Annotated in this window: 12 protein-coding genes; 7 read left to right on the top strand and 5 right to left on the bottom strand. The window is 74.1% G+C overall.

The genetic code is table 11. The features are described from left to right. Nucleotides 1-61: 61 nt before the first annotated feature. The 3 genes from ABZ930_RS35205 to ABZ930_RS35195 all read left to right on the top strand — a co-directional run bounded on the left by ABZ930_RS35205 (nucleotide 62) and on the right by ABZ930_RS35195 (nucleotide 3,592). Nucleotides 62-616 (top strand): DUF1269 domain-containing protein, encoded by a 555-nt coding sequence (locus tag ABZ930_RS35205; RefSeq protein ID WP_361557408.1) that lies wholly within the window; start codon nucleotides 62-64, stop codon nucleotides 614-616. After that, a complete protein-coding gene (locus tag ABZ930_RS35200) occupies nucleotides 616-1,101 on the top strand; it encodes a DUF1269 domain-containing protein (protein ID WP_361557405.1) in 486 nt (161 codons plus the stop codon). The genes ABZ930_RS35205 and ABZ930_RS35200 overlap by 1 nt, the downstream gene beginning before the upstream one ends. A gap of 151 nt (nucleotides 1,102-1,252) precedes the next feature. Next, entirely contained in the window at nucleotides 1,253-3,592 is a 2,340-nt protein-coding gene (locus ABZ930_RS35195; protein WP_361557402.1) for a LuxR C-terminal-related transcriptional regulator, read from the top strand. Between the two features lie 24 nt (nucleotides 3,593-3,616). Here ABZ930_RS35195 and ABZ930_RS35190 read toward each other — a convergent pair whose 3' ends face one another. Both ABZ930_RS35190 and ABZ930_RS35185 read right to left on the bottom strand, forming a co-directional pair. Beyond that, entirely contained in the window at nucleotides 3,617-4,063 is a 447-nt protein-coding gene (locus tag ABZ930_RS35190) for a LuxR C-terminal-related transcriptional regulator (RefSeq protein WP_361557399.1), read from the bottom strand. 124 nt (nucleotides 4,064-4,187) lie between these two features. Then, a complete protein-coding gene (locus ABZ930_RS35185) occupies nucleotides 4,188-4,397 on the bottom strand; it encodes a hypothetical protein (protein ID WP_361557396.1) in 210 nt (69 codons plus the stop codon). A gap of 164 nt (nucleotides 4,398-4,561) precedes the next feature. On the opposite strand from ABZ930_RS35185, the gene ABZ930_RS35180 reads away from it, so the two are divergent. After that, on the top strand, nucleotides 4,562-5,029 hold the full coding sequence (locus ABZ930_RS35180; protein WP_361557393.1) for a hypothetical protein: 468 nt from the start codon (nucleotides 4,562-4,564) through the stop codon (nucleotides 5,027-5,029). 21 nt (nucleotides 5,030-5,050) lie between these two features. Here the strand turns inward: ABZ930_RS35180 and ABZ930_RS35175 are convergent, their stop codons facing one another. Then, a complete protein-coding gene (locus tag ABZ930_RS35175; protein WP_361557390.1) occupies nucleotides 5,051-6,364 on the bottom strand; it encodes a diacylglycerol kinase family protein in 1,314 nt (437 codons plus the stop codon). Nucleotides 6,365-6,524: 160 nt separating this feature from the next. On the opposite strand from ABZ930_RS35175, the gene ABZ930_RS35170 reads away from it, so the two are divergent. Further along, nucleotides 6,525-8,009, top strand: coding sequence for a DUF2252 domain-containing protein (locus tag ABZ930_RS35170; protein ID WP_361557387.1), 1,485 nt, complete (start codon nucleotides 6,525-6,527; stop codon nucleotides 8,007-8,009). Here ABZ930_RS35170 and ABZ930_RS35165 read toward each other — a convergent pair. After that, nucleotides 8,006-8,803, bottom strand: a complete 798-nt coding sequence (locus tag ABZ930_RS35165) for a YhjD/YihY/BrkB family envelope integrity protein (RefSeq protein ID WP_361557384.1) — start codon at nucleotides 8,801-8,803, stop codon at nucleotides 8,006-8,008. The genes ABZ930_RS35170 and ABZ930_RS35165 overlap by 4 nt on opposite strands. 108 nt (nucleotides 8,804-8,911) lie before the next feature. Further along, nucleotides 8,912-9,280, bottom strand: coding sequence for a hypothetical protein (locus ABZ930_RS35160; RefSeq protein WP_361557381.1), 369 nt, complete (start codon nucleotides 9,278-9,280; stop codon nucleotides 8,912-8,914). Nucleotides 9,281-9,550: 270 nt separating this feature from the next. On the opposite strand from ABZ930_RS35160, the gene ABZ930_RS35155 reads away from it, so the two are divergent. Both ABZ930_RS35155 and ABZ930_RS35150 read left to right on the top strand, forming a co-directional pair. Next, nucleotides 9,551-10,273, top strand: a complete 723-nt coding sequence (locus ABZ930_RS35155; protein WP_361557378.1) for a GAF and ANTAR domain-containing protein — start codon at nucleotides 9,551-9,553, stop codon at nucleotides 10,271-10,273. Nucleotides 10,274-10,377: 104 nt separating this feature from the next. Continuing rightward, on the top strand, nucleotides 10,378-11,343 hold the full coding sequence (locus ABZ930_RS35150; protein ID WP_361557375.1) for a helix-turn-helix transcriptional regulator: 966 nt from the start codon (nucleotides 10,378-10,380) through the stop codon (nucleotides 11,341-11,343). Nucleotides 11,344-11,692 lie beyond the last annotated feature (349 nt).

Raw genomic sequence — 11,692 nt, 5'->3', positions numbered from 1 at the left:
GGCCCCCGCTGACGCTGTGATGACGGTCGTGACGGGGGCCGCTACGTGGAAGGGAGACACGATGGCCGGGATCGGACCGGTGCAGCTCCTCACGGTCGAGTTCGGGCCGGAAGCGAAGTTCGAAGGCCGGATCATGGAAGAGCTGTCGATCCTTGAGGCGAACGGTCAGGTCCGTGTCCTCGACATGCTGTTCGTCAGCAAGGAGCCCGGTGGCGACCTGTTCACCATGGACTTCCAGGCGGAGGGCATGGGGGAGACCGTCGCCGCCCTGCTGGGCATCTCCGGCGAACAGGTCAAGGCGGCCGAGAAGGAGTACCCGAGCCTCGTCGAGGGCAACGCCTTCGGCCTGAGCCTGGACGAGATCAGGGAGATGGCCGACGCCCTCGACCCGGGCACGGCCGCGGCGTTCGTCCTCCTCGAACACGTCTGGGCGAAGTATCTGCGCACAGCGATCCGTGACGCGGGCGGCGTGCCCGTCGCGGAAGGCTTCCTCACCGAGGAGGCACTCGAACCCGTCTCCGTCCAGGTCACCGCCGCGGCCCAGCGGCTCGGCGACCCCGTCGCCCCGAACGGCGGCGGCAACCGGACGGCGAAACACCACCCCAGGAGGTCCTGATGGCCGATCTCGTCGTGCTCGGATTCGCGGACAAGGAGAAGGCGGAGTCGGTGCTGCGCCTGTCCAAGGAGCTGTCCCGCCAGGAACTCCTCGACCTGGAGGACGCCGCCCTCGCCTGGCGCACCATGGACGGCAAGATCCACGTGCAGCAGACGTACAGCACCACCGGGGCCGGCGCGGCCGGCGGCGCCCTGTGGGGCTCGCTGTTCGGACTGCTCTTCCTGATGCCGGTGTTCGGCGCGGCGGTGGGGGCCGCCACCGGCGCCGTCGCCGGCAAGCTCACCGACATCGGCATCAACGACGCGTTCGTCAAGGAGATCGCGGCCACCCTCGAACCCGGCCACGCCGCCGTCTTCGCCCTCGTGCGCCGCTCCACCCCCGACCGCGTCCGTGACGCGCTGCGCCCCTTCAAGCCCAGCGTGCTCCGCACCTCCCTCACGAAGGAACGAGAGGAGGAGCTGGTCAGCGCCCTGCAGGGCACGTGATCGCACCGTCGTCGGCCGGCCCGGCCGGGCGCCGTCCCACCCCGGAACTTCACCCGGGTGAGATGGCGTCCGCCGGGCCGCCGTTCCGCCCGGGCGGGCCCACACTGTGCTGTGCCGCACCGCAGGCCTTCCCGAGAGCGAGGTGCCGCCGATGTCCGAGCGGCTCTGCCCCGACGACGAGGAAGCCGACCAGGAGGCATCCCGCACGACGCCCGCGCTGCCCGCCTGGATCGTGGCGCGCCCCCGGCTGACGGACCGGCTCGCCCGCGCGGTACGCGGCCGGCTGACGGTCGTCGTCGGACCCGTGGGCGCGGGCAAGACGGCCCTCGCCCTGGAGTGGGCGCACACCCGGCGCCTCCCCGGCCCGCTGGCCTGGGTGACCTGCGACGGCCGCGCCGAACAGCCCGCCGTGTTCTGGCCGCGGGTCACCTCGGCCCTGCGCGACGCGGGCGTCCGGGTGCCGGACGCCGTCGCCACCGGCGAGGGACCGCTGCTCGTCGCGGCGCTCGCCGCCGAACTCAACCGGCGCACCGAACCGGTGGTGCTGCTCCTCGACGACTTCCAGCCCGCGCCCGGCTCGCCGATCGCGGACGGCGTCAGCAGCCTGCTGCGGCACACCTCGGGCGTGCTGCGCCTGGTCGTCCTGGCCCGCCGCGACCCGCCGCTGCACCTGCGCCGCGGCCGGCTCGCCAGCGATCTGACCGAACTGCGCACCGCCGACCTCGTCTTCGACGACCGGGAGACCGCCGCCCTGCTCGCCCAGCACGGCATCGACGTGCCCAAACAGACCGTGAGCGCGCTGCGCCGGCGCACCGACGGCTGGGCCGCGGGCATCCGGCTCGCCGCGATGTCCATGGAGAAACTGGAGCGGCACGGCGAACCCGAGCGGTTCGTCGACCGGTTCGCCGGGGACGACGAGGCCGTCGCCAGCTACCTCGTCGAAGAGGTCCTCGACCTGCAGCCGGCCGCCATGCGCCGCCTCCTGCTCACCACCAGCGTCCTGGACCGGGTCAACGCCGAACTGGCCACCGCCCTGTGCGGCGACGACATCGGCGGGCACTTCGCCGACCTCGTCCGCGAGAACTCCTTCCTGCACCCGCTCGGGCACGGCTGGTACCGCTGCCACCAGATGTTCGCCGACGTGCTGCGGATGTGCCTGCGCCACGAGTCACCGGGCCTCGTCGTCCCGCTGCACCGCCGCGCGGCGGGCTGGCTCGGCGCGCACGGCCGGCTCGCCGAGGCCGTCGGACATCTGCTCGCCGCCGGCGACCGGGACCTGGCCGGCGAACTGATCGTGCGGCACCTCGCGATCGGCCAGGTCCTCGGCCTGTCCAGGTCCCCGCTGCCGGACGGCCTCACGCGCGGCGGCCCGCAGGAACCGGGGAGCGCCGGCCGGCCGGAGGCGGCCCTGCTCGCCGCGGCGGTCGCCCGCGTCCGCGGCGACGACCAGGCGTGCGGCCGGTACCTGGCGCTCGCGGAGCGCTTGCTGGCCGAACCCCCGGACGACGCCCACGTGGAGGAGGGCCGGGCGCAGGACGGTCCGCAGGAGGCCGACCGGACGGCCCGCTGCCGGCTCGCGCACGCCGTGATCCGGATGGACCGGCTGCGCGCCGGCGATCCCGGGCAGGCCTACGCCGCCGCCCTGGAGGTGGAGGGGATCGGACCGCTGCTGCCGCACGCGGCGCTCGCCCAGCACCCCGAGATCCCCGCGCTCACCCTCGCGGTGCGCGGTGCCTACGAGATCAGGGCCGGGCACCTCAAGGCGGCCGAGGCATCCCTCACCGGCGCGCTGAAGGCGGCGGGCGCGGCGGGCAACGGAGCGCTGCGGCGGGACTGCCTCGTCGAACTCGCGCTCCTGGAGGCGGTACGCGGCCGGTTCCGGGCCGCCGACGAACTCGCCGCCCACGCCACCCAGCCGCCGCTGCCCAGCTGGTGCGCCGCCGAACGCTCGCAGGCGGCCCTGCACCTGGTGCGTGCCTGGGTCGAGCTGGCCCGCGGCGAACCCGGCCGGGCCCGGCACGAACTCGCCCGCGCCGACAACGTCCTGCGGACGTCGCCCGACGTGTTCCTCGCCGAGCTGCGGGCCCTCGCCACGGGCGTCGCCGTGGCGGTGGAGCGCGGCGGGCCTCTCGGCTGCGGCCCGAAGGTACTGGACGAACTGCTGCACTCCGCGCGGCTGCCGGTGACCGTGCTGCGCACCGTGACCCCGGCCTGCGCCTTCGTGCTCGACGCGGCGCGCAACGGCCGCGCCCCCGGCGCGGCCGTGCCGGACCGCGCGGGCGGACGGCCCGCCCGCGCGGAGCAGTTGAGCCCGCGCGAGCGCGATGTGCTGGACCGTCTCGCCCAGATGATGACCACCGAGGAGATCGCCGCGGAACTGTATCTCTCGGTGAACACGGTCAAGACGCACCTCAAGAGCGTCTACCGCAAGCTCGCCGTGACGCGGCGCTCGGCCGCGGTGCGGCGGGCACGCGAACTCCAGATCCTGTGATGACGATGTTCCGGCGGCTGTCGCTCACGCTCCGTCCGTCCACCCCTCCTCGGACCCCGGCAGGGGCCCGACCAGGCCCAGCTCGCGGCCGCGCCGAACGGCCTCGGCCCGGGAGCTGGCGCCCAACTTGCGGTACACGGCGCGTACATGGCTCTTGACCGTGTTGTGCGACACGTACAGCAGGTCGGCGATCTGCCGCAGCGACACCTCCTCCTGCAACTGCCCGAGCACCGCCAACTGGCGCTCGGTCAAGGGCTGGACGGGTGACGCCTTCGATCGCTGGAGCTCTTCGCGCGGGACGGCGGCCAGCACGGCGGCCGCCTCGTCGACGAGCACGACGGCGCTGCGTGGATCCGCCACCGCGCCGGCGACTCTGACCAGCGTGCCCGCGACCCACACCAGGCAGGCCGTCACGGTCGGGCCCGGTGCGGTGCCGGATCTCGGTTGCCGGTCGTACAGGACTGCGGGCATGCCCCTCACCTCCCCATGTGGAGGGCACCACCTCCACGGTGAGGGGCGTCACCGCGGTCACGGAAGAGGCTTGTCGGTCTCTTCGGCGGACACGCTCACGTCACCGCGTCGAGGTGCGGACGGCTCAGGAGCAGGCGTCCGGCAACCGGCGTACCTCCAGCAGTTCCAGGCCGAGCGCCTGGATGCGGTCGAGGATCCCGTACAGCGCGGCCTGGTCGAGTCCGGAACCCACCAGGACCGTCTCGGACGGTTGCAGGACGACGGTCAGCTCACCGAACGCCGAACGGAAGGCGTCACCGATCCTGCCGCGCACCCGGATCTCGAAGTCGCCCATGCCGACACCTCCCGTACGACGGCTCGGTCATCGGCCCCTCGCCCATTGTCGCGACGGCACGGGCGGCGGCATCACCTTGTGCGGGTGACGGTGGTGGGCGCGCGCGGCGGGATGCTCCGTCGGGCCAGGAGAAGCAGTACTCCGTGACGAGAAGGGGAAGCGACATGGCCGGGCAGATCTCATCGGGCCCCACCCCGGGCTCCGGCGCACCACCTCCGCAGGAGCCCCACGTCGGTGTGATGGCGCTCGGGGGAGTCGTCTTCGCCGCGTGCGTCCTGGGCATCCTCGGCGGATTCCATCTGATCTCGGGCCTCTCCGAGGTCCTGAACAGCAACTACTACCAGGCGCAGAGCGACTACGCCTTCGACTTCGACACCAACGGCCGGGGCTGGGTCGAGATGATCACCGGCGCGGTGATGCTCGGCGCGGCCTTCGCCCTGTTCAAGGGCCGCACCTGGGCCCGCGCGGTCGGTATCACCATCGCCGCTCTGAGTGCGCTGGAGCACTTCTTCTTCACCCCGTACCACCCGGTGTGGTCGGCGATCATCATCGTTCTCGACGTGCTGGTGATCTGGTCGCTGACGGTGTACGGGCGCCGCGAGGCGCACAAGGTCTACGGGGCCCCGCTGTAAGCGCGCACCGCGTGGCGGGCGTCAGCTCCGGCGGGTCAGACCCAGCTCGGCGATCGTGCGCCAGTCGAGGGCCGGCCGCTCCCGGTAGCCGCCCGGGCGACGCCGGGGCACCACCACACGGAGAACGCCCGGCCGGATCTCGCAGCGCACGGGAACCGGCAGCCGCACCGCCTCGCCGTCGAGGCCGACGGGCAGCTCGGGCCGGTCGGCGTCGACGGTCACCGTCGTCGCCTGCGCCCGGGCCAGCCCCGACGCCCGGCCGCGCCGCAGCAGTCCGGCGGCCTGGGCGGCGCTGGTCACGCGGACGCCGACACAGCCGAGGACGCCGCCGTCGACGCGGGTGCGCCGGCCGAGCCCCGCGATGTCCCGCTCGCCGTAGGGGTTGTTGCTGACCAGCAGCGCCTGCGGATCCTCGAACGTGTACTCACCCGCGTGCGCGGTCAGCCGGGCGCCGCGGTGCCCCACGAGCAGATCGGGCAGCAGCTCCAGCGTCGTACGGGTCTTGCCGTCCCGGTACGCGGGGCTCTGCACCACCTCCGCGTACGCGCCGAACGAGACGTTGTTGACGAACGGCCGCCCGGCCGCCCGGCCCAGATCCACCCGGAGCTCCACCCCGTCGCGCAGCGCGTCGAGGGCCAGGGCCGGATCGTCGCGGTCCAGCCCGAGATCGAGGGCGAAGTGGTTGCGGGTGCCCGCGGGCACGACGAGGAACGGCAGGCCGAGGTCGGCGGCGACCTCGGCGACCAGGGCCTGGGTGCCGTCACCGCCCGCGACGCCGAGCAGGTCGGCGCCGCGCGCCGCGCAGGCGCGGGCCAGGGCCGCGACGTCGGTCTCGCCGCTCGTGTCCAGCAGCACCACCTCGGCGCCGAGTTCGGCCGCCCGCTCGCGCAGCCGGAACCGCTCCACCTTTCCGCCCCCGGAGCGGGGATTCATGATGAGCACGGGATGCCGCGACACCGGTGCGGGCCGCTCCCGGGCCGCGGCCGGAGCCGCCGGTCCGGCCAGCGCGGCCCTCCCGGCGGCCGCGGCCGCCAGCCACAGCGCGCCCGACACCAGCACCACCCAGAGCAGGCCGGCCCGCACGTACGCCACGAGCACCCACACCGGCGCGGCGAGCGCGAGCAGCACGGCGAGGTACCGCAGCACCCCCCGCCGGCTCAGGATCCACCACACGGCCGCGAGCGTGAGCGCCGCACCCGCGAGCCCCACAGCGAGCAGTGCGAAGGTGCGCAGCCCGGCGAAGACGCCGAGCACCACCAGCGCCGCCAGGGCGGCGAGCAGACAGCCGCGGGCCAGCCGGCGCCGCCGCCGAAGTCCTTGGATCTCCGCTTCCATGCCGAACAGTCTGCGGCCCGCGAGCCCGCCGCCCCTCACCCCCGGCAGGCGACTCGGCGGCGGACCTCACACGGCCGGGGTGACGACCCGGGAACCGGCCCGGTCCACTGTCGGGGCACCGGCGGCCGCCGGACGGGGAAGCCGCGAGGGGAGCACTGCCATGGACGGAACCACGACGACGAGCCCGCACGCGTCGGCCACGCCCACCGAGCGGGCGGCCCGGGGCAGGAGCGCCCGCTCCCGGGTACCGCGCTCGGACCACGGCGAGTTCGCACCGCCCGCCGACCGCCCCGACCCCGTCGACGTGCTCGAACAGCAGTCGGCCGGCCGGCTCGCCGAGCTGGTGCCGCTGCGCTACGGGCGCATGACGCAGTCCCCGTTCCGCTTCTACCGCGGCGCCGCCGCGCTGATGGCGGCCGACCTCGCGACCACCCCGGCCACCGGGCTGCGGGCCCAACTGTGCGGCGACGCGCACCTGCTGAACTTCCGGCTGCTCGCCTCGCCGGAGCGGCGCCTGATGTTCGACATCAACGACTTCGACGAGACGCTGCCGGGCCCCTGGGAGTGGGACGTCAAGCGCCTCGCGGCCAGCCTGGTCATCGCGGGCCGCGGCAACGGCTTCGACACGGCGCAGCGCCGCCGTGTGGTGCGCACGACGGTGGCCGCGTACCGCATCGCCATGACGGAGTTCGCCGCCCGGCGCACGCTCGACGTCTGGTACGCGCGGATCGACGCCGACGAGCTGTACGCGAGGCTCTCCGCCCGCATCGACCCGCGTGCCCGCCGTCGTCTGTCCGCCGCGCTCACCAAGGCCCGCACCCGTGACCACCTCCAGGCGCTCGACAAGCTGGCCCGGGTCGTCGACGGCGAGCTGCGCATCGTCCCCGACCCGCCGTTGATCACTCCGTTCGACGCGCTGCTGCCGGGCGTGGAGCGCAAGCACCTGGAGGACCAGCTGCGCGAACTGGTCGCCCGCTACGCCCGGACGCTGCCCGCCGACCGGCGGGCGCTGCTGGCCCAGTACGAGGTCGTCGACATGGCACGCAAGGTCGTCGGCGTGGGCAGCGTCGGCACCCGCTGCTGGGTGATCCTGCTGCTCGGCCGGGACGCCCGCGACCCGCTGATGCTCCAGGCGAAGGAGGCCGACACCTCGGTCCTCGCCCCGTTCGCCGGCGGATCGCACCTCGCCAACCAGGGTGAACGCGTCGTCACGGGCCAGCGGCTCATGCAGGCGGCCGGCGACATGTTCCTCGGCTGGGAGCGGGTCGAGGGCATCGACGGGCGGCAACGCGACTTCTACATCCGGCAGTTGCGGGACTGGAAGGCGATCCCGCAGGCCGATCTGATGAGCCCGGACGTCATGCGCCTCTTCGGCCGCACCTGCGGCACCACGCTGGCCCGCGCCCACGCCCGCTCCGGCGACCGCATCGCGATCGCCGCCTACCTGGGCCGCTCCGACACCTTCGACCGGGCCGTCGCCCGGTTCGCGGAGGCGTACGCGGACCAGAACGAGCGCGACTTCGCGGCGCTCAAGGCCGCGGTGAAGGACGGACGGGTGCGCGCCGAGAAGGAGGAGCCGGACGGCCCGGGCAGGACGGGCAAACAGAGCAAGCAGGCCAAGCAGGCCAAGCAGGCCAAGTCCTAAGGTGCGTCCGGGCCCGTCCACCGGCGGATGTACTCCTCCTGTGCGAGCACCCGCCCGATCGCCACACCGGCCACCACCACGGTGAAGAACACGATCAGCCAGGACAGCAGGGTGAACACCGCGCCGAGCGGCCCGTACCGCTGCTCGCTCACCCGCAGCGCCCGCGGCAGCCACAGACCGGACGCGGCACAGAAGGCGACCACTCCGGCGCCGGCCAGCAGCGCGCCCGGCAGCAGCGGCAGCCACGGCACCCGGCCCGCCAGCAGCAGGTGCTGCGTCCACCACCACATCAGGACCGACTCCACCACCTGGAGCACCACCCCGAGCCCGGTCCCCGCGCCGAACGCCCGGTGCAGCGACCCCTGGAGCACCAGGACCGCGATCCACACCACGAGCCACAGCGCCCACCGCCAGGCCACGTACCGCACGGCGGAACGCGGGAGTTCCCAGGCGCGCTCGCACATCCGCTGCAGCGCCCGCGTGAACGAGGTGGCCGACACCAGGGCCACCAGCATGCCCACGGCTCCCCAGTGGTAGAGCGAGCCGTCCCCGCCGCGGGTCAGCACATCGGCGTCCGCCGCCACGGGCCCGCTCGCGCCGATCAGCGTGTGCAGCGACCGCCGCATCTCGTGCCGCACGGGCGCCGGGCAGATCGAGGCGACGGCGATCAGCATCGGCAGCGCGGCGAGGAACGCCTGGGCGGCGAGCCGTGTCGACATGTCGAGAACGGTGACCCGGACGAGCTGCCGCCCGACGCGGGCCGCGAACGACCGGGCGGCTTCGGCGAGCGCCATGACGGTGACCTCTCCTGGCAGGACACGCTCCTGCCGGACACCGTGGACCGCTCCGCGTCGCTCCGCGCCACCCGGCGCGGGCGACACGGGGCGGCGACGCGGGGAGCGTCAGGTCGCGTCGCGGGCCACCTTGCGCGCCCACAGCACCAGCGGAACCTGAAGCGGCACCCGGGCCCACGCCGCGTTCCTGAGCGGCGCGGGCCGCTCGTTCCAGTCGGCGGCCATCTTGATGTTCGCGGGCAGGACGGCGACGAAGAACGCGGCCGCGGCCGTGGCCGCGCGGGCCCGGGTCAGGGGCAGCGCGACCCCCGCCGCCAGCGCCAGCTCCACGGCGCCGCTGGCCCGGGTCCAGGCGCGCGGTGAGCCCGGCAGCGTGCGCGGCACCATCGCGTCGAACGGCTTGGGCAGCAGGAAGTGGGTGACCCCCGCCCCGGCGAGCAGACCGGCGAGGAGCTGATGGGAAGGTGCGCGGCGCAAGGGGGCCTCCTGGGTGGGCAGCGACAGGCGAGTGATCTTACTTACCGGTAAGTAATGAAGTCGAGTGCCGCGCCCCGGCTTCGGACGGAAGCGCTTCGTTTTCCGGACGGTTGCCGAGCCCGCCCGGCCGTGCTTCGTTTTGCGGGCTGTGCGGGGGAGTGCCGCTCGGGATGATAGGAGGGGGAGGGCTGTTCGGTGCCTCAGGTTCTCCGATGCCGGTTGTCGATACGGTTGTTGCGTGCCCACGGATGGGGTGAAGGGGTAGTCGTGATGGTGACGGACATGGAACTGGCGGCTCTGGCCGTGCGTCTGACGGACGAGGCCAGCGCCGAGCCACTCGACGCGGGCAGGATCCTGGCCGCGTTGGTCGAGGGTGTCCGCCGGCTCGTCGGAACGCTGGGTGCGGGGGTGCACTACGCGGTGCCCGGGGACGGGGAGGTGCGGACGGAGGGGACCAGCACGGAGCTGCGCGCGCTGACGGCCGACGCCGCGGCCTGGGGAGAAGGCCCCGCTCACGAGGTCCGTACCGCCGGCCGTCCGCTCATCGACGTCGATGTGACGGGGCGCCCGGCCCGCGTGCGCTGGCCCCGCTGGGTGCCGCGTGCCCGGGCCCTCGGGCTCGCCCGCGTCACGGCGCTGCCGCTGTCCGACGGCGGCGCCACGGTCGGGGCGCTCGTCCTGCACGGCGGCCCGGGCCCTTCCCTGGGCATGCCGGCGCTGATGCGGGCGCGCGCCGTCGGCGGGATGGCCGCGGACATGCTGTCCCTGGTGCGGGAGGTGGAGCGGAACCGTTCCCTGGTGGCGCAGTTGGACCACGCGCTCACCAGCCGAGTCGTCATCGAGCAGGCCAAGGGGATGCTGTCGGTCCGGCGGGGCGTCAGCGTCGACGAGGCCTTCACCCTCCTGCGCGGCTACGCCCGTTCGCACCGGCGCAAGATCACGGAGATCGCGGCCGACATCACCGAGGGGCGCGCGGACCTCCATGCGCTGTGAGCCGGAATCCCTGCGCCGCTCCCGGCCTTGTGATTAACGTGTAAGGCCAGATGTCCGTACGACGGCATGCGTGAGCGGAGCGCACCCGGATCGGGGTCGACCTGGTGAGCGGCAAGCCTGTGAGACCCGCCGAGGCGCGGACGCGCTCGGGGGACGAGGCGCGGAGCCTGATGCAAGCGGCCTACGGGCGGCGCTTCACCGCGCAGGACGTCCCCCGGGGCGGGGCGTACGTCATCCGGCACTTCGACGCCGCGCACTTCGCGTACCGCGAGATGGTGCTGCCCGCCCCGCTCGCCTTCGCCAAGGAACCCCGGGACGACCTCGTCGTCGTACGTCTCGCGGCCGGCCGGGCCCGGCGCGTCCACGGGCGGCAGCAGGGCACCTTCGCGGCGGGCGACGTCTTCCTCGGCCATGTGCCGGGGCGGCCCTGCTCCGGGTCCTCGGTGGACCTGCACGCGTCGGCCATCACCCTGCCCGAAGCGCTCCTGGCGCGGGCCGCGGCCCTCGCCGACCCTCGCGGTGGCCGTCCGCTGCGGTTCACGCGCCTCACCCCGGTCGACCGCCGGCACGCCGCGCACTGGGAGCGCGTCCACGCCTACGCCCGCAGCGTCTGCGACCTCGGCACCGAGGCCGTCCCGCTGATCGTCGGCCCGCTGACCGAACTGCTCGCGGGCGCGGTCCTCCAGGTGTTCCCCAACACGGCCGTCGGGCACGAACCGGCCCTGGCCGACTCCCGGGACGCCACCCACTCGACGGCCGTCCGCGCGACGGCCTACATCGACGACCAGGCGCACTCCGACATCGGCCTCGCGGACATCGCCGACGCCGCGCAGGTCACGCCCCGCGCCCTCCAGTACGCCTTCCGCCGCCACCTCGGCACCACCCCCATGACCTACCTGCGGCGCGTGCGCCTCGCCCACGCCCACACCGCGCTCAAGGCCGCCGACCCCGTCACCGGTGCCACCGTCACCCGGATCGCCGCCCAGTGGGGCTTCCTGCACACGAGCCGCTTCTCCGCCGCCTACCGCGCCGCGTACGGCCGCTCCCCCCGGGACACGCTGCACGGCTGACCGCGGGACCTAGGGCCTGTCTTCACACTCCCCTCTGCCCCGCGACGCCTGGCACGTTCCCCCACACTCGAACCGGCTTCGCACGGCTCGTGCGGGAGGTACCCCCTTCGCCGCACCGGGCACAAGGCCGAGTACGTCCAGTACGAGGCCGTGCTCCCGGCACTCCCCCAGCCTTCGGCCGGGGGGACCCCCTGAGAGCACGCACCAGACGCCGCGGGGCCGCCCTCCGGGCGACGAGGGGAGTGTGAAGACAGGCCCTAGGGCGTGTCTTCAAAGTAGGCGAAGCCAGAGGAGCGTTGATGCGAGGGTGACCGCGGCTTCGAAGGAGGTCGCGGTCTTGTCGTATCGG

The organism is Streptomyces sp. NPDC046716, from assembly GCF_040645755.1.
Lineage (GTDB): Bacteria > Actinomycetota > Actinomycetes > Streptomycetales > Streptomycetaceae > Streptomyces.
Note: the sequence above shows the minus strand (reverse complement) of the source record. Positions and strands in the feature narration are given on the sequence as shown.